The sequence below is a fragment of the Pseudomonas sp. AD21 genome (assembly GCF_002878485.1).
GTDB lineage: Bacteria > Pseudomonadota > Gammaproteobacteria > Pseudomonadales > Pseudomonadaceae > Aquipseudomonas.
Map to the genome: position 1 here is coordinate 96,693 of NZ_NQYG01000005.1, position 20,936 is coordinate 117,628.

Below are 20,936 nucleotides of genomic sequence, written 5' to 3' on the forward strand. Positions count from 1 at the left end.
TTCCATAAGAAAACACAGGGGCTTGTCATGAATTTTTCCGCACTACGTCGCAATCTGCTGGTAGGTTCGCTGGGCCTGGCACTGAGCGCCGGCCTGATCAGCCAGGCGACTGCCGGTGAGCAGTTGCAGCAGATCAAGGACAAAGGCGTTATCAACGTCGGCCTGGAAGGCACTTACCCACCGTTCAGCTTCGTCGACGAGAACGGCAAACTGTCCGGTTTCGAAGTAGAACTCTCCGAAGCATTGGCGCAGAAGCTGGGCGTCAAAGCCAAGATTCAGCCAACCAAGTGGGACGGCATTCTTGCCGCGCTGGAATCCAAGCGCCTGGACGTCGTGGTCAACCAGGTGACAATCTCCGACGAGCGCAAGAAGAAGTACGACTTCTCCGAGCCGTACACCGTTTCCGGGATTCAGGCGCTGGTGCTGAAGAGCAAAGAAGCCGCGTTGAACATCAAGACTGCCGCTGACCTGTCCGGCAAGAAAGTCGGTGTGGGTCTGGGCACCAACTACGAACAATGGGTCCGCGCCAACGTGCCGGGCGCTGACGTGCGCACCTACGACGATGATCCGACCAAGTTCGCCGACCTGAACAATGGCCGCACCGACGCCATCCTGATCGACCGTCTGGCCGCGCTGGAATACGCCAAGAAAGCCCCGAAAACCGTGGCTGCCGGTCAAGCCTTCTCCCGTCAGGAATCCGGTATTGCCCTGCGCAAAGGCGAGCCTGAGTTGCTGGCTGCTTTGAACAAGGCCCTCAACGAACTGCGTGCCGATGGCACCCTGGCGAAGATCTCGGAAAAATACTTCCAAGCTGACGTCACCAAATAATGGAGGCTGGATTTCAATTCGGATTCGGACTGGACTTCCCACAGCTGAGCCAGCAAATCGCCGAAACTACGCAGTTGCTGGTGGACTCCGCGCCCTTTCTGCTCAAGGGCGCGTACTACACGGTAGTCCTCAGCCTCGGCGGAATGTTCTTCGGTTTGCTGCTGGGCTTTGGCTTGGCGCTGATGCGCCTGTCGCGCTTCAAATCCGTGAGCTGGCTGGCGCGCGTCTACGTGTCGTTCTTTCGCGGTACGCCGTTACTGGTTCAGCTGTTCGTGATCTATTACGGCTTCCCGCAACTGGGAATCGAGCTTGATCCGCTGCCGGCGGCCCTGATCGGCTTCTCGCTGAACATGGCCGCCTATGCCTGTGAAATCCTGCGCGCCGCGATCGGTTCGATCGAGCGTGGCCAGTGGGAAGCAGCTGCGAGCATCGGCATGACCCGCGCGCAGACCTTGCGCCGGGCGATCCTGCCGCAAGCCATGCGCACGGCGTTGCCGCCGCTGGGCAACAGCTTCATTTCACTGGTCAAGGACACGGCACTGGCCGCCACCATTCAGGTGCCGGAACTGTTCCGTCAGGCGCAGCTGATTACCGCCCGGACTTTCGAAGTCTTCACCATGTATCTTGCCGCCGCGCTGATCTACTGGATTCTGGCCACAGTGCTTTCGCACTTCCAGAACAAGTTGGAAGAGCGGGTCAATCGGCACGACCAGGAGTCCTGACCCCATGATTGTCGTGGAAAAACTGACAAAGCAGTTCAAGGGGCAAGAGGTGCTCAAGGGCATCGATCTTGAGGTGAAAGAAGGTGAGGTCGTGGCCATCATCGGCCCCAGCGGCTCGGGCAAGACCACGTTCCTGCGCTGTCTGAATTTCCTTGAACAACCCACCAGCGGCCGGATCAAGGTTGGCGATATCGAAATCGATACCAGTCGCCCGCTGAGCCAGCAGCAAGGCCTGGTGCGCAACCTGCGCCAGCACGTGGGTTTCGTGTTCCAGAACTTCAACCTGTTCCCCCACCGCACCGCACTGGAAAACGTCATCGAAGGGCCGATCGTGGTCAAGAAGATGCCGCGCGAGCAAGCCACTGCCTTGGGCATGAAGCTGTTGGCCAAGGTCGGGCTGGCGGGCAAGGAGGACGCCTATCCGCGTCGTCTGTCCGGCGGTCAGCAGCAGCGTGTGGCGATTGCCCGGGCGCTGGCGATGGAGCCGGAAGTGATCCTGTTCGACGAGCCGACCTCGGCCCTCGACCCGGAACTGGTCGGCGAAGTACTGGCGACCATTCGCGGCCTTGCTGAAGAGAAACGCACCATGGTCATCGTTACCCACGAAATGGGCTTTGCCCGCGACGTGGCCAACCGTGTGGTGTTTTTCGACAAGGGCGTGATCGTCGAGCAAGGCGAAGCCAAGGCGTTGTTTGCCAACCCCAAAGAAGAACGCACCAAACAGTTCCTCAGCAAGTTCCTGAATCACGCCTGAGCAACTTGATGAAAAACCAGTAACTTCCATGGATGGAAGTTATATCCCTCTTCTGCAAAAAAACATCAAACCCCGTCCAAGCCCAACCCTGCAAAAAACAATATATATACGTTCTGCAACAGATAAGAACTATCTGAAGTGCACCTGTTTCCGTGCGAAGCCGCCTAAACGGGTTTATCCAAAAACAGCTAAAAGTCCGGAAAAACCGTAGTTCCATTCGTCAATTCAGTGAGGCAGCCTGCCTCGCCAGCGTAGGAAACTTCTGATTAATTCGTAATTCACGGATTAACTAAGCCCGACCATTGACACTCTTTACCGCACGCTCTTATCTAGTCGCCAACCGGCACTACTTAGTTGAATCAACCCGTACTCAGCCCGAACAAAAGTTCGCGGTTGTATTACCGATTCATCACGCCTTTTGTTTTTTCAAGAAACGGAATTCGCCGCAAGACTTCAAGGAGAGAACCCCGATGCCCCGTACTTCGCCTACCCCCGAACTGACAGCGCCGAGCCTTGCCTGCGCGCAAAAAAACGCCGTTAACCTGGCCGCCGCCGCGCATCTGCTGATCGATATCCTGCCCTACCCCGGCATGGACGCCGGTGATCTGATCGAACTGTTCTGGAACAACTGCTACGTCGCCTCACGGGTATTGACCAGCGAAGATCTTGGCGCCTCGGTCAGACTGCGGGTCCCGGAGAGCTTCATCGCCAGTGGCACCGCACGCATCCACTATCGGGTCATGCAGGTCGGTCAGGGGCCGGCGCTGTCGGCGGCAACCCGGGTGCAGGTCAAACTCGACTGCCCCGGCGGCCAGCCTTCGACGATGTGCGGTGACGAAAATCAGCAACTGGCGCCAGTCACGCTGCCCGACACCATCCGCCGCCAGGGGGTGAACCCGAATCAGATCAAACGCGGCGTTCCACTGACCATCGAGCCCTACCTGAACATGGCCGAAGACGACGAAATCACCTTGCGCTGGGGCGACGTGCGCATGGACCTGCCAAGAATCACCGCTGCGGATGTTGGACGACCGGTCCAGGTCTGGGTGCCACCAGCGATCATCGTCGAGGGCGGTGAAGACCTGCGTCTGGACGTGACGTACTGCGTCCTCGACTGGGTCGGCAACAACTCTCGCTGGGCACCGCCACGGACGTTGAAGATTGGCTGTGTGAATCCTTATCTGAAAGTGCCACTGCGGCCAGACTTGAAGGTGGCTGAATCAACAAAGGAATCACCAGAGGACTGTTAACCAAACGGGCCACATACCCTTCTATGCATATTCCTAAAAGTTAGTTTATTTAATATTTATACACGCTTAGGGTATATGAACCGGACCACCGGACATTCTTTCGTTCGCCGCGCTTTTGCGGCGTTTTTCATGAGATGTGAGGTAGGTAGTATGGTCCGGAACACAATCACCCCAGTGCAGATCGCCAGGGCATTGCGTGCAGCCAAGGAGCGGCACTGATGTCCAGTCTGGCAGACGCAAACGTCCAGTCGGATCTGGACATCGCCCCGTTGTTGTTGCCCGCGCAGGTCTTGCGCAACGACGCCCAAGCCATCAAGGCCGCCCATGAGCTGGCGCAAGTCGCCCGCGTGCAGGCCGCCAGGCGTGACCGCCAGCGCAAACTGCCGTGGTCGGAAATTGAACAGTTCACGCGCAGCGGCCTGGGCAGCATTGCCATCCCGCGTGAGTACGGTGGCCCACAGGTTTCGTTCGTCACCCTGGCCGAGGTGTTCGCGATCATTTCCGCGGCCGACCCGGCGCTGGGGCAGATCCCGCAGAACCAGTTCGGCATCATCAATCTGGTGCTCGGCAGCGCCACTGAGGCGCAGAAACAGCAGCTGTTCCAGAGCGTTCTGGAAGGCTGGCGCATCGGCAATGCCGGCCCTGAGCGCGGCACCAAAAACACCCTGGAATTGAAAGCGCGAATCACCGCCGACGGTGATGACTACGTGATCAACGGCCAGAAGTTCTACTCCACCGGCGCGCTGTTTGCGCACTGGGTCGCCGTCAAAGCACTCAACGACGACGGCAAGCAAGTGTTGGCCTTCGTTCGCCGTGGCACGCCGGGATTGCGCATCGTTGATGACTGGTCGGGCTTCGGTCAGCGCACCACCGCCAGCGGCACGATTTTGCTGAACAACGTGCGGGTCGAGTCGACCCTGGTGGTCGATAACTGGAAGATCAACGAAACCCCGAATACCCAAGGTGCGGTGTCGCAGCTGATTCAGGCCGCCATCGACGCCGGCATCGCCCGTGGTGCCATCGACGATGCCATCGAGTTCGTCAAAACCCGCGCCCGGCCATGGATCGACGCCAAGGTCGAACGCGCCAGCGATGACCTCTACGTGATCGCCGACATCGGCAAACTGAAAATCGAACTGCACGCTGCCGAAGCGCTGCTGCGCAAGGCCGGGCAAGTGCTGGATCAGGTGCACGCCGCGCCGCTCACCGCCGAGTCCGCGGCCCGTGCTTCGATTGCCGTCGCCGAAGCCAAAGTGCTGACCACCGAGATTTCCTTACTCGCCAGCGAGAAGCTTTTCGAACTGGCCGGCAGCCGCGCCACCCTTGCCGAATTCAACCTCGACCGTCACTGGCGCAACGCCCGGGTGCACACCCTGCACGACCCGGTGCGCTGGAAATATCACGCGGTTGGCGCTTATCGCCTTAACGGCACGTTGCCGGCCCGCCACTCCTGGATCTGACGACCGCACACTTTCTCAAGAGCCTGGAGAAAACCTATGACCTTTTCCCATCCCGTCGCAGTCATCACCAGCGATGAGCAAGCCCTGATCGTCGCCAGCGACCTGGCCGAAGATTTCAAACGCGATAGCGCGGTGCGCGACCGTGAGCGACGCCTGCCGCTGCCCGAGCTCGACGTGTTTTCCCGCTCCGGCCTGTGGGGCATCAGCGTGCCCAGGGAATATGGTGGCGCCGGTGTGTCCAACGTGACCCTGGCCAAAGTCATCGCTCTGATCGCTCAGGCAGACGGCTCCCTCGGGCAGATTCCGCAGAACCATTTCTACGCCCTCGAAGTGCTGCGAGTGAACGGCAGTCACGAGCAGAAACAACGCCTGTACGCCGAGGTGCTGGCCGGCCAGCGCTTCGGCAACGCCCTGGCGGAACTGGGTACCAAAACCGCCCACGACCGCGTCACCAGCCTCAAGCGTGACGGCGACGGCTTTCGCATCAACGGTCGCAAGTTTTATGCAACCGGGGCGATCTACGCCCAGCGCATCCCGACCTCGGTGGTCGATGAAAACGGCGTGCAGCAACTGGCATTCGTCTCGCGTGACAGCCAAGGCCTGACGGTGATCGACGACTGGAGCGGCTTCGGCCAGCGCACCACCGGCAGCGGTTCGGTGGTGTTCGAAGACGTGTACGTCGCCGCCGCAGACGTGATCCCGTTCCAGAGCGCGTTCGAGCGCCCGACCACGGTCGGCCCGCTGGCGCAGATCCTTCACGCCGCCATCGACACCGGCATCGCCCGCGCCGCGTATGAGGACGCGCTGCATTTCGTGCGCAGCAAGACCCGCCCGTGGATCGACTCCGGCAACGACAAAGCCACCGAAGACCCGCTGACATTGAAGAGCTTCGGCCACCTGAGCATTCGCCTGCACGCCACCGAAGCCCTGCTCGAACGCGCCGGTGAATTCGTCGACGCCGCGCAAGCCGAGCTGAATGCCGAGACCGTCGCCGCCGCCTCGATTGCCGTTGCCGAAGCACGCGCCATCAGTACCGAAATCTCTCTGGCCGCCGGCAGCACGCTGTTCGAACTGGCCGGCAGCCAGGCGACGCTGATCGAACACGGCCTCGACCGCCACTGGCGCAACGCCCGGGTGCACACCCTGCACGACCCGGTGCGCTGGAAGTATCACGCGGTGGGCAACTACTACCTCAACGATGAAAAACCGCCACTGCGGGGCACCCTCTGATGAGCAAGAAAAAAATCCTGCTCAACGCGTTCAACATGAACTGCATCGGCCACATCAACCACGGTTTGTGGACACACCCGCGCGATACCTCTACGCGCTACAACACCATTGAATACTGGACTGAACTGGCGCAGTTGCTGGAGCGCGGGCTGTTCGACGGTTTGTTCATCGCTGACATCGTCGGTGTGTACGACGTCTACCAGAACTCGGTGGACGTCACGCTGAAAGAGTCAATCCAGCTACCGGTCAACGATCCGCTGCTGCTGGTCTCGGCGATGGCAGCAGTGACGAAAAACCTCGGTTTCGGCCTGACCGCCAACCTCACCTACGAACCGCCGTATCTGTTCGCCCGGCGCATGTCGACGCTCGACCATTTGAGCCGTGGCCGCGTGGGCTGGAACATCGTCACCGGTTACCTCGACAGCGCCGCCAAAGCCATGGGCCTCAGCGAGCAGGTCGAACATGACCGTCGCTACGATCAGGCCGACGAGTACCTGGAGGTGCTCTACAAACTCTGGGAAGGCAGTTGGGAAAACGGCGCGGTGCTCAACGACCGTGAGCAGCGGATCTATGCGCAACCGGAGAAAGTGCACAAGGTCGAGCACAAGGGTGAGTTCTATCAGGTCGAGGGTTATCACCTCTGTGAGCCGTCACCGCAGCGCACGCCGGTGCTGTTTCAGGCCGGCAGTTCTGATCGCGGTTTGCTGTTCGCCGGGCGTCACGCCGAGTGCGTGTTTATCAGCGGCCAGAATAAATCGTCGACCAGGGTTCAGGTGGACAAAGTGCGCGCCAGCGCCGTCGAGGCCGGGCGCAACCCAGAAGACATCAAGGTGTTCATGGGCCTCAACGTGATCGTTGGTGCCACCGAAGAAGCGGCATGGGCCAAGCACGCCGAGTACCTGAGCTATGCCAGCGCCGAGGCCGGCGTGGCGCACTTTTCGGCGTCCACCGGCATCGACTTTTCCCAGTACGACATCGACGAGCCGATCCAGTACGTCAAGAGCAACGCCATCCAGTCCGCCACCAAGAACCTGCAGAACAACGACTGGACCCGGCGCAAATTGCTCGACCAGCACGCCCTCGGTGGTCGCTACATCACCGTGGTCGGCTCACCCGAGCAAGTGGCGGATGAACTGGAATCGTGGATCGCCGAAACCGGACTCGATGGTTTCAACCTCACGCGCCTCGTCACCCCGCAAAGCTATGTCGATTTCATCGAGCTGGTGATTCCGGAGCTGCAGCGGCGCGGGTCGTACAAGACCGCGTATGACAGCGGCAGCCTGCGCGAGAAGCTGTTTCACGCTGAGGCGCAGTTGCCCGAGCAACATACGGGCGCCATGTTTCGCCGTTAAAAGCATCGCGAGCAGGCTCACTCCTACAGGGGAAACGCATTCCAGATGTAGGAGTGAGCCTGCTCGCGATGAGGCCCGACCAGACACCACAAAATTCAAGCACTGACTGGAAAACCATCATGACGCAGAAATTCCTGACCCACCCAGTCAAAGCACTGGCCCTGGCCTTCGGCCTGTTCAGCTCGGCGGTGTTCGCCGCCGACGCTCCATTGAAAATCGGTACCACCGCTGCCTTCGCCATTCCGCTGGAAGCCGCCGTCGAAGAGGCTTCCAAACAAGGCCTGAAAGTCGAGTTGGTGGAGTTCACCGACTGGATCGCACCGAACGTCAGCCTCGCTGCCGGTGACATCGACGTGAACTACTTCCAGCACATCCCGTTCCTCGAAAACGCCAAGGCCGCCGCCGGTTTTGATCTGGTGCCGTTCGCCCCGGGGATCATCAACAACGTTGGCCTCTACTCGAAAAAATACAAAAGCTTCGACGAGTTGCCCGAGGGCGCCAGCGTCGCCATCGCCAACGACCCGATCAACAGTGGTCGCGGCCTGCAACTGCTGGCCAAGGCCGGGCTGATCACACTGAAACCGGGCGTCGGCTACAAGGCCACCGAAGACGACATCGTCGCCAACCCGAAGAAAATCAAAATCCTCCAGGTCGAAGCCGTACAGCTGGTGCGCGCCTATGACGACGCCGATCTGGTGCAGGGTTACCCGGCCTACATCCGTCTGGCGAAGACCTTCGATGCCGGTTCCGCGCTGCTGTTCGATGGCCTCGACCACAAGGAATACGTGATCCAGTTCGTCATCCAGCCGAAGAGCAAAAATGATCCGCGCCTGATCAAGTTCGTCGACATTTACCAGCACTCACCGGCCGTGCGCGCCGCGCTGGACAAGGCCCACGGCAAGCTGTACCAGGCCGGTTGGGAAAGCTGAGCATGACGGCCGCGATCCAACGGCGACTGGAGATTCCAGAGCCAGAAAATGCTGAAAAAACCGAACTTCACCCCGAGCTGAATCGCGCCCACGTACGCTTCATCGGTCTGGGTAAAACCTACGACGGCCGGCAAGGTCCGGTCGCAGCCCTGCAGCGCATCGATCTGGCGATCCAGCGCGGCGAGGTATTCGGCATCATCGGCCGCAGCGGCGCGGGCAAGTCGTCGCTGATCCGCACGATCAATCGCCTGGAGCAACCGACGTCGGGGCGGGTGTTGATCGATCAGGTCGACATCGGCGAGTTCGATGAAGACCGCCTGGTGGCCCTGCGCCGACGGATCGGCATGATCTTCCAGCACTTCAACCTGATGTCGGCCAAGACCGTTTGGCAGAACGTCGAGCTGCCGCTGAAGGTCGCTGGCGTGCCGAAGGAACAACGCGAACGCAAAGTCCGCGAACTGCTGGAACTGGTCGGCCTGCAAGCCAAGCACAAGGCTTATCCGGCGCAACTCTCCGGCGGGCAGAAACAGCGCGTCGGCATCGCCCGCGCGCTGGTGCATGACCCGGACATTCTGCTGTGTGACGAGGCGACCTCGGCGCTGGATCCGGAGACCACCCAGTCGATCCTTGGCCTGCTGCGCGAGATCAACCAGCGTCTGGGCCTGACCATCGTGCTGATCACCCACGAGATGGCAGTGATCCGCGAAATCTGCGACCGCGTGGTGGTGCTGGAACACGGGCGGATCGTCGAGCAAGGTCCGGTCTGGGAAGTGTTTGGCAATCCACAGCACGAGGTCAGCCAGACCTTGCTCGCGCCGCTGCAACACGCCTTGCCAGAGGAACTTCAAAGCCGTCTGCATGCCTCACCGCCCTCCTCCGAAGCAACGGTGGTGCTGCGCTTGCAGTTCACCGGCAGTGCCAGTGACGAGCCGGATCTGGCGGCGTTGTTCGCCGCTCTCGGTGGGCGGGTGAAACTGCTGCAGGGCGGTGTGGAGCGGATTCAGGGCCATGCGCTCGGGCAACTGCTGCTGGCCGTAAGCGGCTCGGCGGCAAGTGCCGAACAATTGCGCGAGCGCGCCGGGCAATGGGCGCAACGGGCGGAGGTGTTGGGTTATGTGGTTTGATCGTTTGCTGCAGGGTTTCATCGATACCTTTCTGATGGTCGGCGTGTCGTCGCTGATCGCCTTGCTGGCGGGGATCCCGATGGCGGTGATTCTGGTCACCAGCGACAAGGGCGGGATCTACGAAGCGCCAGTGCTCAACAAAGCGTTGGGCGCGTTCGTGAACCTGTTTCGCTCGATCCCGTTTCTGATTCTGATGGTCGCGCTGATTCCGTTCACCCGACTGATTGTCGGCACCACGTACGGTGTGTGGGCGGCCGTGGTGCCGCTGACGATTGCCGCGACGCCGTTCTTTGCGCGGATTGCCGAGGTGAGCCTGCGTGAGGTTGACCACGGTTTGATCGAAGCGGCGCAAGCCATGGGTTGCCGGCGCTGGCACATCGTCTGGCATGTGCTGCTGCCTGAAGCGTTGCCGGGGATTGTCGGCGGGTTCACGATTACGCTGGTGACGATGATCAACTCGTCGGCCATGGCCGGGGCTATTGGTGCCGGTGGCTTGGGCGACATTGCTTACCGCTATGGTTATCAGCGTTTTGACAGCGAGATCATGCTGACGGTGATTGTGTTGCTGGTGGCGTTGGTGGCGGTGATTCAGCTCGGCGGGGATCGCTTGGCGCGGGGATTGAACAAGCGTTGAGCCTGGCCGGGATTATCCGGCGCCTTTGAAATCGCTATCGCGAGCAGGCTCACTCAGGGGGGCGCATTTCAAATGTAGGAATGAGCCTGCTCGCGATGGGCAGCGCAGCGACCCCGCATGTTGGCGTATATTCGGCACACACCAACTGCCGCGCAGCCCTCAACCATGAAGCAAACCCCCACCGATCTGGAGCAGATCACCGCCACCACCCTAGGTCACTACAACTCGGTGGCTGAAGACTTTCGCGAAGGCACCCGCGATCACGATGTCAGCCAGAACATCGACGCGCTGCTGCGGCACATCCACGGCACGGCGCCGTTCACGGTTCTCGATTTCGGCTGCGGCCCCGGCCGCGACCTGCAAACGTTCACGCGCATGGGCCACGTCGCGATCGGCCTCGATGGCGCAGAAAAATTTGCGCAGATGGCACGGGCAGACAGTGGCTGCGAAGTGTGGTGCCAGGACTTTCTGAAGCTCGATCTGCCGGCCGGGCGCTTCGACGGAATCTTCGCTAACGCGGTGCTGTTTCATGTGCCGTTGCAGGAGTTGCCGCGAGTGCTCAAGCAACTGCACGGCACGCTGAAACCGGGTGGGGTGTTGTTCAGTTCCAATCCGCGCGGGGATAACCGTGAGGGCTGGAACGGGCCACGGTATGGCTCCTATCACGATCTTGAGGCATGGCGCGGGCTGCTGACGGCGGCGGGGTTTGAAGAGCTTGAGCATTACTACCGGCCGGCGGGGCTGCCACGTGAGCAGCAGCCTTGGTTGGCCAGTGTCTGGCGTAAAACGGTGTAAACCGTTCTGACGCCATCGCGAGCAGGCTCACTCCTACAGTTGGAATGCGCTCCAATGTAGGAGTGAGCCTGCTCGCGATGAGCGCGAAGCGCTCGCTTTGTTATTGAGCGTCTTTCTTCGGTTCGCGGATCTTGTACCAGGCCACATACAGCGCCGGCAGAAACAGCAGTGTCAGCAGCGTCGCCACCACGATCCCGCCAATCATCGCGTAAGCCATCGGCCCCCAGAACACTTCCCGGGCAATCGGGATCATGCCCATGCTCGCCGCAGCGGCCGTCAGCAGGATCGGCCGGCGCCGGTGCTCGGTCGCCTCCACCACCGCATCCCACGGCGCGTAACCCTTGCGCTCGAATTCATCGATCTGCGTCACCAGAATCACCGAGTTGCGGATGATGATACCGATCAGCGCCAGAATCCCGAGGATCGCCACAAAGCCCATCGGCGTTCCGGTCGGCACCAGCGCCAGCACCACGCCGATCAGCCCCAGCGGCGCAACACTCGCCACCAGGAACATCTTCTGCACGCTGTGCAACTGGATCATCAGGAAGGTCGCCATCAGGAACAACATCAACGGCAGTACCTTGGCAATCGGCCCCTGGGCCTTGCCGCTTTCTTCGACCGTACCGCCGGTGGCGACCTTGTAGCCGACCGGCAGTTTGTCGGCGAAGGCGTCAATCGACGGCTTGAGGATTTTCACCAAGTCAGTCGGCTGGATCTCGTCGCGCACCGAGGCCTTGATGGTAATCGTCGGCAAGCGGTCGCGACGCCACACCAGCGGCTGCTCCAGCTCATAACGCACGGTGGCGAACGCCAGCAGCGGGATCGACGTGCCATTGGGCGTGACGATCTGCAGGTTCTGCAGGGTTTCCGGCGTTCCGCGCTCGGCGTTCACCGCCCGGCCGACCACGTTGATCAGGTAGATATCGTCGTTGACCTGGGTCAGCGGCGCACCACTGACAATGCTGTTCATCAGGTTCGCCACGTCTTCGGACGACAGCCCGAGCTGACGCGCCTTGTCCTGGGCGATGTCGATGCGCAGGACTTTGCCCGGCTCGTTCCAGTCGTAGATGATCTCGCCAATGTGCTCGTTCTTGTCCAGTTCAGTCGCCAGGTCGATGGCGTGCATGCGCACCTGATCGATGTCCTTGCCGCTGACCCGGTACTGGATCGGACGCCCCACCGGCGGCCCCATTTCCAGTGCCTGAACGTAACTGCCGATGCCGACGAATTCCTTGTGCAAGCGTTCGCGCAGGCGCTGACTGAGCGCCTCACGGGATTCGAAACCCTTGCTGACGATCACCAGTTGCGCGTAGTACGGGTTCTGCAGTTGCTGGTCGAGAGGCAGGTAAAAACGGATCGCGCCCTGCCCGATGTAGGTGCTCCAGCGCACGATGTCCGGATCGCCCTTGAGCGTTTCTTCGAGCTTGTCGACGGCCTTGCGGGTTTCGTCGATGGAGGCGTTTTGCGGCAGGGTCAGGGCGACCAGGATTTCCGGGCGATCCGACGACGGGAAAAACTGGTTCTGCACAAAACGCATGCAAAACACCGCCAGCACAAAGCACAGCACCGTGATGCCGATGGCCCACCAGCGGTTGCGCATGGCCCACAACAGACCGCCGTTGAATGCGCGGCCGATGCGCCCCGGTTCCGCTTCATGCGGTTTCACGTTGGCGCTGAGAATGTGCACGCCGATCACCGGCGCAAAGAACACTGCCACCACCCACGACACCAGCATCGCCACGGCAATCACCGCAAACAGCGTGTAGGTGTACTCGCCGGCCGAACTGGCGTTGAGGCCGATGGGCACGAAACCGGCGACGGTCACCAGCGTACCGGTGAGCATCGGGAACGCCGTGGAGGTGTAGGCGAACGTCGCCGCCTGCTCTTTGCTTTCGCCCATTTCCAGGCGTGTGACCATCATCTCCACGGTGATCATCGCGTCGTCCACCAGCAGGCCGAGAGCAATGATCAGCGCGCCGAGGGAAATCCGCTGCATGGTGATTCCGCTGTACTCCATGTACACAAACACCATGGCCAGCACCAACGGGATCGAGCACGCCACCACCAGACCGGCGCGCACGCCGAGACTGATGAAACTCACCACCAACACGATTACCACCGCTTCGAACAGCGCGCTGGTGAAGCCGCCAACGGCCTCCTCAACCACCACAGCCTGATCGGAAACGGTGTGCACACCGACCCCGACCGGCAAGTCTGCCGTCAGCTGGTCGATACGCGCGTGCAGGGCCTTGCCGAAAGCCTGCACGTTGCCGCCCTTCTGCATGGCGATCGCCAGACCGATCGCCGGTTTGCCGTCGAAACGGAACTCCGGCGTGGCCGGGTCGACGTAACCCCGGCTGATGTCGGCGATGTCGGCCAGACGGTAGAAACGGTCATTGAGCTTGAGATTGACCTCGGCCAGATCCTTTTCCGAAGCGAACTGCCCCGAGGTGCGCACCGAAATACGCTCCGGACCGGCCTCGATCACCCCCGCCGGGGTCACGGCGTTCTGCGATTGCAGGCTCTGCACCACCTGACGCTGATCGATACCCAGGGCGGCAAGTTTGCGGGTGGAGAAGTTCAGGTAGATCACTTCGTCCTGCTGGCCGATCATCTCGATCTTGCCCAGCCCCGGCACGTTACGGATCTCGGCGCGGGCCTGTTCCACGTAGTCGCGCAACTGGCGCATGGTCAGGCCGTCGGCGGTAAACGCGTAGACAGAACCGTACACGTCGCCGAACTCGTCGTTGAACCCCGGGCCTTGAATGCCCTGGGGAAACTGGCCGCGAATGTCGTTGATCTTCTTGCGCACCTGGTACCAGATTTCCGGGATGTCCTTGGCGCTGGTGGTGTCGCGCAGGTATACGTACACCGTCGACTCACCGGGGCGCGTGTAACTTTTCACGTAATCGAGGGAATCGAGTTCTTCGAGTTTTTTCTCGATGCGGTCGGTGACCTGCTTGAGGGTTTCCTCCTGCGTCGCGCCCGGCCATTTGGTCTGGATCACCATGGTCTTGATGGTGAACGAGGGGTCTTCTTCGCGCCCCAGATTGAAGTATGAAAACACCCCCATCAACAACGCGACGAACATCAGATACCAGACGAACGACTGATGCTTGAGGGCCCATTCGGAGAGGTTGAAAGAGCCTTTCATTGACTGTCCTCGTCGAGTTTCACGGCTTGTCCGGGTTTGAGACTGTTGACGCCTGCACTGACCACCCGCTCACCGGACTTGACCCCGCCGGCCAGCACCACGGTGCCGTTGGTGCGGCTGATCACGCTGACGTCGCGGGGCGCGACGGTTTTGCTTTGAGTATCGATCACCCAGATGCGAGTCTTGCCGTCGGCTTCCTGCAGGGCCGTGGAGGGTAATTCGATCCGCGGTTTGATCGCCGAGCTGAGGGTCACACTGATTGCCGTGCCGAGGCGGAAGCCATCGGGGGTATTGGCCAGCGTCAGCCGTGCGCGGCGGGTGCGCGTGGCGCTTTGGGCCTGCGGTTCGATTTCGCGAATGGTCGCCGTGGTATTGATGCTCGGGTCGAGTTGCCCGGCCACCAGAAACACCACATCGGAAGGGATCTGATCGACCAGCGTGTCCGGCAGATCGATCACCGCTTCCTTGATGTCCGGTTGCGCCAGGGTCACCACCTGCTGACCGGCCGTCACCACTTGCCCGGCCTCGGCATTCCACGCGGTGACCACCGCTTTGTGGTCGGAGCGCAACTCGGTGTAGCCCAGTTGATCCTGGCTCTGGTTGACCGCCGCCCGTGCCTGGTCCAGTGACGCCTGGGTGGTTTTCAGGTCCGTGTTGGCGATGTCCAGTTGCGCCTGCGCACCCACCCCGCGATCGAACAGTGCCTGCTGCCGCCGGGCGTTGGCCTGGGCGTTGATCAGCTGCGCCTGGACCTTGGCCAGATCGCCCTGGGCCGAGCGCAACTGGTTCTGCTGGTCGGACGGGTCGAGGGTGGCGAGCAGCGTGCCCTTCTGCACCTCGGCGCCGACATCGACGTTACGGCTGGCGATGCGCCCGCCGACGCGGAACCCGGTGTTGCTCTCGTAACGCGCCTGAATGCTGCCGGCAAAACGCCCGAGGGTTTCCTCGTTCAGCGCCTCTACCTTGATCGACAGCACCGGCCGCACGGGCTCCGGTGGCGGCTCGCTTTTCGAGCAGGCGGCCAGCAACACACCGACGGATAACAGCCCCAGACGCTTCATGGCTGTGCTCCTGATTGCAGACCTTTATAGGTGTTTTCAGCAATTTCGACTTTCATGCCCGGATGCAGCAGCTGCCCACCCGCGATTATGACTTTTTCCCCACCCTTGAGGCCGTCGCTGATGATGACCTTGCCGATCAGGTAGCGGCTGACCGTGACGTTGTGCAGCTGCGCTTCACCTTTATCGTCAACCATCCACACCGCCGGATCGCTGATGTTTTTAGTCAGCGCCGACCATGGCAACTCCACCGCCGACTTGCCGCTGCCCTTGGCCGTGGCACTCACCACCGAGCCCAGCTGCATGCCCTGCGGCAGGCTGTCGAGACTGACTTTGACTTGCACTGTGCCGGACTGCGCCGACACCGCCGGGGTGATTTCACGCACCGTGCCGGTGGTTTTGATGGCCGGGTTGTCGAGCAGGCTGACGACAATCGAGCGATCCGAAGGGCGCTCGGCCAGCAGCGATTCGTAAACGTTGAACACGGCGTCACGGTCGCCATCGCGGGCCAGCGAGAAGATCGGCGCGGTGGCCTGCACCACCTGGCCGACTTCGGCCTGACGCTCGGTGATCACCCCGGGAGCATCGGCGATCAGCGAGGTGTAGCTCAACTGGTCTTTGGCGTTGGCCAATTGCGCCTGCGCCGCACTCAGGGCGCTCTGGCTGCTGCGCAAAGCCGCTTGCGCGGAATCGTATTCGCTCTGGCTGGTGTAGCTCTTGGGCAGCAGTTTCTGCTGGCGCACGAACGCCGCCGCACTCTGCTTGACCCGTGCTTGCTCGGCGATAACCTGGGCTTGAGCAGAATCGACGTTGGTCTGCAGATCCTTGGGGTCGAGTTTGGCCAGCACTTGCTTGGCGCTGACCCGGTCACTGACATCGACCATGCGCTGGATGATCTTGCCACCGACCCGGAACGAAAGTTCGGTCTGCACCCGCGCCTGCACGTCACCGGTGAGGGTCACCGCAGCGGCGTAATTGGCCGGTTTGACCTCTTGCACAAAGACCCGTGGCAAGTATTCCTGAGGGGGCTTCTTGTCGCCGCAAGCGGTCAGCAAGGCAATGGCACTCAGCGCCGCCAGCACTTTCAATCCGGGACCCGCCATGCAGACTCCTTGGCATTATTTTTAGACGATCAGGACGATACGACTTCAGAGCTTAGAACAGGGTTCCCAGCTTGCACGTCCGGCTTATGAAGAAAAATCCGATGCGTCGTTAAGGGGTATCCTGTTGCTCATCAGCCACACCCGAAAAAGGCCTTGCATGCTCAACACCCTGGCGGTGGCCAATTACCGCTCGATCAACAAACTCGTGATCCCGCTGGGCCGGCTGAACCTGATCACCGGCCCCAACGGCAGCGGCAAGTCCAATCTCTACCGGGCCTTGCGGCTGCTGGCGGAAACCGCTCAGGGCGGCGTGGTCAACGCGCTTGCACGTGAGGGCGGGCTGGATTCGACGTTCTGGGCCGGGCCGGAAACCCTCAGTCGGCGCATGCGCAACGGCGAAGTAGCCATCGAGCCGACAGTGCGCCAGGGCGTGAAGCGCTTGCGCCTGGGGTTTGCCGGGGAGGATTTCAGCTATTCGATCAGCCTCGGGCTGCCCGATTCCAACGGGCACTTCATGCTGCCCGAACACTCGCGCCCGATTCCCTCGCGCTTCAGCCTCGATCCGCAGATCAAACGTGAATGCATTTGGGCAGGGCCGCATTACCGCCCCGCCAGCCTGCTGGTGGATCGCGACGGCCCGATGATCCGTGCCCGCGCCGAGCGTAAATGGGATGTGCTGGCGCAGCACACACCGAATTTCGACAGTCTGTTCGATCAGGTTGGCAGCCTGCGCAACTCGCCGGAAGTGTTTCAGATGCGCGAGTTCATTCGCCGCTGGCGCTTCTACGACCACTTTCGCAGTGACGCCGACGCGCCGGTGCGCCAACCGCAGCTGGGTACGCGCACACCGGTCCTGCATCACGATGGCCGCGATCTGGCGGCCGCGTTGCAGACCATCATCGAGATCGGTGACGGCGACGCCATGCGTGACGCAATCAGCGATGCCTTCCCCGGTGCGCGGCTACACATCGAAGCCCAGGCTGGCGGACGCTTTGCCATCGAGTTCTATCAGGAAGGATTGTTGCGGCCGTTGTCAGCAGCGGAGCTGTCGGACGGGACGTTGCGTTATCTGCTGCTGGTCGCGGCGTTGCTGACGCCGAGGCCGCCGACATTGATGGTGCTGAACGAACCGGAAACCAGTCTGCATCCGGATCTGTTACCGGCGCTGGCGCGGTTGATCATTCGTGCGTCGGAGCAGTGTCAGGTGTGGGTGGTGTCGCACGCGCGCCGATTGATTTCAGCGTTGCAGGAGGATCCCGAATGTAATTGCATCGTGCTGGAGAAGACGCTCGGGCAGACCGGGATTGTCGGACAGCGGGTGCTGGATGAGCCGGCCTGGAACTGGCCGGATTGAGCGGTGCCTGAACCACCGCTTTCGCGAGCAAGCCCGCTCCCACAGTTGACCGAGTTTTCCCCACGGACGCGGTCCAATGTGGGAGCGAGCTTGCTCGCGAAGCGATTCAAGCGTCACCGCTGAATCAATGAATCACCCCTGCCACTTGCCACCTTCGACAATCACGCTCTCAGGCTTGGTGTCATCGCTCAGCTCTTTACGCACATATTGGTCGTACAGTTTGAGCAGATATTTCTCCTCACCCAACTTGGTCAGCTCGGTATTCACCCAGTCACGCAGCTCGATATTGCCCTTCTTCACCGCCGGCGCAATCGGTGCTTCAGCGCCGAGCTTTTCGTCCAGCACACGGTAGCCCGGGTTCTGCTTGGCCCAGCTGAACAGCACCAGATTGTCCTGCGCGTAGGCATCGCCACGGCCATTGGCCAAGGCTTGCAGCGACTCGGAGTTTTTCTCGAACTTCAGCAGTTTCCAGTCCGGGTGATTCTTGGTCAGCCAGATGTCGGCGGTCGTACCGGTGGTGACGATGGTGGTGCGGGTTGCCAGGTCATCGAGGTTTTTCACCGAGCTGCTCTGTGGCACCAGCGCCTGCACCGCGACCTTGAGGTTCGGGTTGGTGAACTCCACCGCTTCCTTGCGCTCCGGGGTCACGGTCATGTTGGCAAGGATCAGGTCGACCTTGTCGCTTTGCAGGAACGGAATGCGGCTCGCCGGTTCCACGGCAACGAACTCGACTTTGTTTTCATCGCCCAGCAGGTCCTTGGCGAAACGTCGACCGATGTCGGTGTCGAAGCCGACGTAGCGCCCGGCCTCATCGACGAAACCGAATGGCGGTTTGTCGGTGAACACGCCGACGATCAGTTTGTCACGAGCCTTGATCTTGTCCAGGTAACCGGCCGGTGCGGCGCTTTCGCTGACGACTTTCGGCTTGGCCGGTTCTGCGGATTTGTTGCAGCCTGCAAGCAGCGCAAGGCCGAGCAGTGGCAGTAAAAACAGGGATGACTTGGCAGTTTTCATAGCGGTTCCAGTTCCTTTTTCGGATTCGTTTTGGGCAGTGTTGCAACGAAGGAGAACTTCTCCAGGAACTGCTGCGCGCGTGCGGTTTGCGGGTTCGTAAAGAAAATCTCGGGCGGGTTCTGTTCAAGGATGCGCCCGGCATCCATAAACACGATGCGATCGGCCACCGCGCGAGCGAAGGCCATTTCGTGGGTGACGATCAGCAGGGTCATGCCCTCGCGGGCCAGGCCCTGAATCACTTGCAGCACTTCCTTGACCATCTCCGGGTCGAGGGCGGCGGTGACTTCATCGAAGAGCATCACTCGCGGGTTCATGCACAGCGAACGGACGATGGCGATGCGTTGCTGCTGGCCGCCGGAGAGCTGGCGTGGATAGGCGTCGCGCTTGTCCGCCAGACCCACGCGTTCAAGCAAGGCTTCGGCTTGTTGCTGCGCTTCGCGGCGCTGACGCTTCTGCACTTTGAGCGGACCGAGCAGCAGGTTGTCGAGCACGCTCATGTGCGGGAACAGGTGATAACTCTGGAACACCATGCCGATCTGCTGGCGCACTTCACGCCAGTCAGTGGCCCTGTCCAACAGTTCACGACCGACAAATTTCAGGCTGCCGCTGTGCGCCTCTTCCAGGCCGTTGAGACAGCGCAGCAAGGTGCTTTTGCCGCAGCCGCTGGGGCCGAGAATGACGATCACTTCGCCGCTGTGCACGTGCAGGTCGATGCCCTTGAGCACCTGCTGCTCGCCGTAGAATTTGTTGAACCCCTGAAACTCGATCAATGCGCTCATGCTTGCGTCCAGCGCCGTTCCAGCACGCGCGAGGCGGCCGACAACGGGTAGCAGATAAAGAAGAAAAACAGGAACAGTGCGCCGTAGATCAGCACTGATTCGTAGGTGCGCTCGATGATCTGCTGGCCGACCTTGATCACGTCGACCACGCCGATCAGCACCGCGAGTGAACTGGTCTTGATGATCCGTGTGTAGACGTTGATGGTCGGCGGCGTCATGCGCTTCAGTGCTTGCGGCAACAGTACGTAGCCGTAGAGCTGCGCAGCGTTCAGGCCAATCGACAGCCCCGCTTCACGCTGCCCGCGCGGCAACGAATGCAGCGCACCGCGCGCCACCTCGCCAACCTCACTGGCGCCCCACAGCGACAGCACCAACACTGCGCACCAGAAGCTCGGCAGGCTCAGGCCGAAGAAAATCGGCAGGCCGAAAAACAACAGGTACAGCCAGACCAGCACCGGAATCGCCCGGAACAGCTCCAGATAGACCCGCAGGATCGCGTTCAGCCACGTCACGTTGAGCGTACGCAGCACGCCATAGAGCACGCCGCCAACGGTGCTGATGGCGATGCTCAGAAACGAGATCGACAGCGTTTGCCCGGCGCCTTTGGCCAGTTGCGGCAACGACACCCAGAGCAGTTCAAGACCCGAACTGGCCATGCTGGAGCCTCCTTTCCAGACGGCTGAGCAGCAGCGACAGCGGCAAGAACAACAGCACGCAGATCAGCGTCAGCACGGCGAGCATTTCGTAGGTTTTGTAGTAGAGCGCGATGTAGCTCTTGGTGGTGTAGAGGATTTCCGGCACCGCCACCGCCGAGACCACAGTGGTTTCCTTGAGCAGGAAAATGAAATTGGCGAACAGCGACGGCAAGCTGAGAATCCCTGCTTGCGGCAGGATCACGTAGCGCAGCAACTGGCCGCGCGACAGGCCGATGGAACGCCCCGATTCCAGTTGCGCCTGCGGCAGGGCATCGACGCCGGCACGCAGCACCTCGGTGAGGTAGGCGCCACCGAGAAACGTCATGGTGATGATCGCGGCGGTGAAACCGGAAACCTTGATGCCGATAGCCGGCAAGGCGAAGTAGACGAAGAACAGCTGGATCAGCAGCGGTGTGTTACGCGCCAGTTCCACATACAGGCCGACGGCGCGCTGCAGGTAAGGCGTGCGAAACACCAGGATCGTCGCGTTGAGCAGCGCCACCAGCAGCGACGTGCCGATGGCAATGAATCCGACCTGCAGCGTTACGCCTACGGCTTTGAGAAACGCCGGCAGCGTGCTGAGGATAAATGCGTAGTCGAAAGTCATGAAGCATCCTGGACGCCGCTCGGTAAGCGACGGTCATGCAGTCCATGGACAGCGGGTAACTGTCCGGCAGGTGCTGACTTTATAGGTATAAAAA

19 protein-coding genes are annotated in these 20,936 nt (G+C 61.0%); 12 read left to right on the forward strand and 7 right to left on the reverse strand.

Features of this window, described 5'->3' with window-relative positions; genetic code table 11:
• Positions 1-27: 27 nt before the first annotated feature.
• The 11 genes from tcyJ to PseAD21_RS04795 all read left to right on the forward strand — a co-directional run bounded on the left by tcyJ (position 28) and on the right by PseAD21_RS04795 (position 11,078).
• Positions 28-828 carry a cystine ABC transporter substrate-binding protein gene (tcyJ, locus tag PseAD21_RS04745; RefSeq protein ID WP_102354695.1) on the forward strand — a complete coding sequence of 267 codons (801 nt, stop codon included), beginning with the start codon at positions 28-30 and terminating at the stop codon, positions 826-828.
• Between the two features lie 56 nt (positions 829-884).
• On the forward strand, positions 885-1,550 hold the full coding sequence (tcyL, locus tag PseAD21_RS04750) for a cystine ABC transporter permease (RefSeq protein ID WP_102354768.1): 666 nt from the start codon (positions 885-887) through the stop codon (positions 1,548-1,550).
• Positions 1,551-1,554: 4 nt separating this feature from the next.
• Complete coding sequence (tcyN, locus tag PseAD21_RS04755) at positions 1,555-2,304, forward strand: L-cystine ABC transporter ATP-binding protein TcyN (protein WP_102354696.1); 750 nt, start codon at positions 1,555-1,557, stop codon at positions 2,302-2,304.
• Positions 2,305-2,774: 470 nt separating this feature from the next.
• Positions 2,775-3,554 carry a hypothetical protein gene (locus PseAD21_RS04760; protein ID WP_102354697.1) on the forward strand — a complete coding sequence of 260 codons (780 nt, stop codon included), beginning with the start codon at positions 2,775-2,777 and terminating at the stop codon, positions 3,552-3,554.
• A 218-nt stretch (positions 3,555-3,772) separates the two neighbouring features.
• On the forward strand, positions 3,773-5,014 hold the full coding sequence (locus PseAD21_RS04765) for an SfnB family sulfur acquisition oxidoreductase (protein ID WP_102354698.1): 1,242 nt from the start codon (positions 3,773-3,775) through the stop codon (positions 5,012-5,014).
• 36 nt (positions 5,015-5,050) lie between these two features.
• A complete protein-coding gene (locus PseAD21_RS04770) occupies positions 5,051-6,244 on the forward strand; it encodes an SfnB family sulfur acquisition oxidoreductase (protein WP_102354699.1) in 1,194 nt (397 codons plus the stop codon).
• Positions 6,244-7,596 carry an LLM class flavin-dependent oxidoreductase gene (locus PseAD21_RS04775; protein ID WP_102354700.1) on the forward strand — a complete coding sequence of 451 codons (1,353 nt, stop codon included), beginning with the start codon at positions 6,244-6,246 and terminating at the stop codon, positions 7,594-7,596. The genes PseAD21_RS04770 and PseAD21_RS04775 overlap by 1 nt, the downstream gene beginning before the upstream one ends.
• A gap of 119 nt (positions 7,597-7,715) precedes the next feature.
• Positions 7,716-8,525, forward strand: a complete 810-nt coding sequence (locus PseAD21_RS04780) for a MetQ/NlpA family ABC transporter substrate-binding protein (RefSeq protein ID WP_102354701.1) — start codon at positions 7,716-7,718, stop codon at positions 8,523-8,525.
• A 2-nt stretch (positions 8,526-8,527) separates the two neighbouring features.
• Positions 8,528-9,649, forward strand: a complete 1,122-nt coding sequence (locus PseAD21_RS04785; protein ID WP_102354702.1) for a methionine ABC transporter ATP-binding protein — start codon at positions 8,528-8,530, stop codon at positions 9,647-9,649.
• Entirely contained in the window at positions 9,639-10,283 is a 645-nt protein-coding gene (locus PseAD21_RS04790) for a methionine ABC transporter permease (protein WP_102354703.1), read from the forward strand. The genes PseAD21_RS04785 and PseAD21_RS04790 overlap by 11 nt, the downstream gene beginning before the upstream one ends.
• 165 nt (positions 10,284-10,448) lie before the next feature.
• A complete protein-coding gene (locus PseAD21_RS04795) occupies positions 10,449-11,078 on the forward strand; it encodes a bifunctional 2-polyprenyl-6-hydroxyphenol methylase/3-demethylubiquinol 3-O-methyltransferase UbiG (RefSeq protein ID WP_102354769.1) in 630 nt (209 codons plus the stop codon).
• Between the two features lie 100 nt (positions 11,079-11,178).
• Here the strand turns inward: PseAD21_RS04795 and PseAD21_RS04800 are convergent, their stop codons facing one another.
• The 3 genes from PseAD21_RS04800 to PseAD21_RS04810 are packed head-to-tail and all read right to left on the reverse strand — an operon-like array spanning position 11,179 to position 16,393.
• Entirely contained in the window at positions 11,179-14,232 is a 3,054-nt protein-coding gene (locus PseAD21_RS04800; protein WP_102354704.1) for an efflux RND transporter permease subunit, read from the reverse strand.
• A complete protein-coding gene (locus PseAD21_RS04805) occupies positions 14,229-15,293 on the reverse strand; it encodes an efflux RND transporter periplasmic adaptor subunit (protein ID WP_102354705.1) in 1,065 nt (354 codons plus the stop codon). The genes PseAD21_RS04800 and PseAD21_RS04805 overlap by 4 nt, the downstream gene beginning before the upstream one ends.
• Positions 15,290-16,393: an efflux RND transporter periplasmic adaptor subunit gene (locus PseAD21_RS04810; RefSeq protein ID WP_102354706.1), complete on the reverse strand. Its 1,104-nt coding sequence runs from the start codon at positions 16,391-16,393 to the stop codon at positions 15,290-15,292. Before PseAD21_RS04810 ends, PseAD21_RS04805 begins: the two co-directional genes overlap by 4 nt.
• A 157-nt stretch (positions 16,394-16,550) precedes the next feature.
• Here PseAD21_RS04810 and PseAD21_RS04815 point away from each other — a divergent pair, with 157 nt between their 5' ends.
• On the forward strand, positions 16,551-17,747 hold the full coding sequence (locus tag PseAD21_RS04815; protein ID WP_102354707.1) for an AAA family ATPase: 1,197 nt from the start codon (positions 16,551-16,553) through the stop codon (positions 17,745-17,747).
• Positions 17,748-17,879: 132 nt separating this feature from the next.
• On the opposite strand, the gene PseAD21_RS04820 is transcribed toward PseAD21_RS04815, so the two are convergent.
• From PseAD21_RS04820 to PseAD21_RS04835, 4 genes are read right to left on the reverse strand one after another with little or no spacing between them, the layout of a single operon-like run.
• Positions 17,880-18,761, reverse strand: coding sequence for a transporter substrate-binding domain-containing protein (locus tag PseAD21_RS04820; RefSeq protein WP_102354708.1), 882 nt, complete (start codon positions 18,759-18,761; stop codon positions 17,880-17,882).
• Positions 18,758-19,540 carry an amino acid ABC transporter ATP-binding protein gene (locus PseAD21_RS04825; RefSeq protein ID WP_102354709.1) on the reverse strand — a complete coding sequence of 261 codons (783 nt, stop codon included), beginning with the start codon at positions 19,538-19,540 and terminating at the stop codon, positions 18,758-18,760. The genes PseAD21_RS04820 and PseAD21_RS04825 overlap by 4 nt, the downstream gene beginning before the upstream one ends.
• A complete protein-coding gene (locus tag PseAD21_RS04830; protein WP_047290785.1) occupies positions 19,537-20,196 on the reverse strand; it encodes an amino acid ABC transporter permease in 660 nt (219 codons plus the stop codon). The genes PseAD21_RS04825 and PseAD21_RS04830 overlap by 4 nt, the downstream gene beginning before the upstream one ends.
• The gene (locus PseAD21_RS04835; protein WP_102354710.1) at positions 20,177-20,842 is read right to left on the reverse strand and encodes an amino acid ABC transporter permease; all 666 of its coding nucleotides are present in this window, start codon (positions 20,840-20,842) and stop codon (positions 20,177-20,179) included. The genes PseAD21_RS04830 and PseAD21_RS04835 overlap by 20 nt, the downstream gene beginning before the upstream one ends.
• Between the last annotated feature and the right edge of the window lie 94 nt (positions 20,843-20,936).

Bases quoted from the DNA above. Each gene is read 5' to 3' on its own strand.
- tcyJ (WP_102354695.1), top strand. From the start codon at position 28: ATGAATTTTTCCGCACTACGTCGCAATCTGCTGGTAGGTTCGCTGGGC.
- tcyN (WP_102354696.1), top strand. From the start codon at position 1,555: ATGATTGTCGTGGAAAAACTGACAAAGCAGTTCAAGGGGCAAGAGGTG.
- PseAD21_RS04760 (WP_102354697.1), top strand. From the start codon at position 2,775: ATGCCCCGTACTTCGCCTACCCCCGAACTGACAGCGCCGAGCCTTGCC.
- PseAD21_RS04765 (WP_102354698.1), top strand. From the start codon at position 3,773: ATGTCCAGTCTGGCAGACGCAAACGTCCAGTCGGATCTGGACATCGCC.
- PseAD21_RS04770 (WP_102354699.1), top strand. From the start codon at position 5,051: ATGACCTTTTCCCATCCCGTCGCAGTCATCACCAGCGATGAGCAAGCC.
- PseAD21_RS04775 (WP_102354700.1), top strand. From the start codon at position 6,244: ATGAGCAAGAAAAAAATCCTGCTCAACGCGTTCAACATGAACTGCATC.
- PseAD21_RS04780 (WP_102354701.1), top strand. From the start codon at position 7,716: ATGACGCAGAAATTCCTGACCCACCCAGTCAAAGCACTGGCCCTGGCC.
- PseAD21_RS04785 (WP_102354702.1), top strand. From the start codon at position 8,528: ATGACGGCCGCGATCCAACGGCGACTGGAGATTCCAGAGCCAGAAAAT.
- PseAD21_RS04790 (WP_102354703.1), top strand. From the start codon at position 9,639: ATGTGGTTTGATCGTTTGCTGCAGGGTTTCATCGATACCTTTCTGATG.
- PseAD21_RS04795 (WP_102354769.1), top strand. From the start codon at position 10,449: ATGAAGCAAACCCCCACCGATCTGGAGCAGATCACCGCCACCACCCTA.
- PseAD21_RS04800 (WP_102354704.1), bottom strand. From the start codon at position 14,232: ATGAAAGGCTCTTTCAACCTCTCCGAATGGGCCCTCAAGCATCAGTCG.
- PseAD21_RS04805 (WP_102354705.1), bottom strand. From the start codon at position 15,293: ATGAAGCGTCTGGGGCTGTTATCCGTCGGTGTGTTGCTGGCCGCCTGC.
- PseAD21_RS04810 (WP_102354706.1), bottom strand. From the start codon at position 16,393: ATGGCGGGTCCCGGATTGAAAGTGCTGGCGGCGCTGAGTGCCATTGCC.
- PseAD21_RS04815 (WP_102354707.1), top strand. From the start codon at position 16,551: ATGCTCAACACCCTGGCGGTGGCCAATTACCGCTCGATCAACAAACTC.
- PseAD21_RS04820 (WP_102354708.1), bottom strand. From the start codon at position 18,761: ATGAAAACTGCCAAGTCATCCCTGTTTTTACTGCCACTGCTCGGCCTT.
- PseAD21_RS04825 (WP_102354709.1), bottom strand. From the start codon at position 19,540: ATGAGCGCATTGATCGAGTTTCAGGGGTTCAACAAATTCTACGGCGAG.
- PseAD21_RS04830 (WP_047290785.1), bottom strand. From the start codon at position 20,196: ATGGCCAGTTCGGGTCTTGAACTGCTCTGGGTGTCGTTGCCGCAACTG.
- PseAD21_RS04835 (WP_102354710.1), bottom strand. From the start codon at position 20,842: ATGACTTTCGACTACGCATTTATCCTCAGCACGCTGCCGGCGTTTCTC.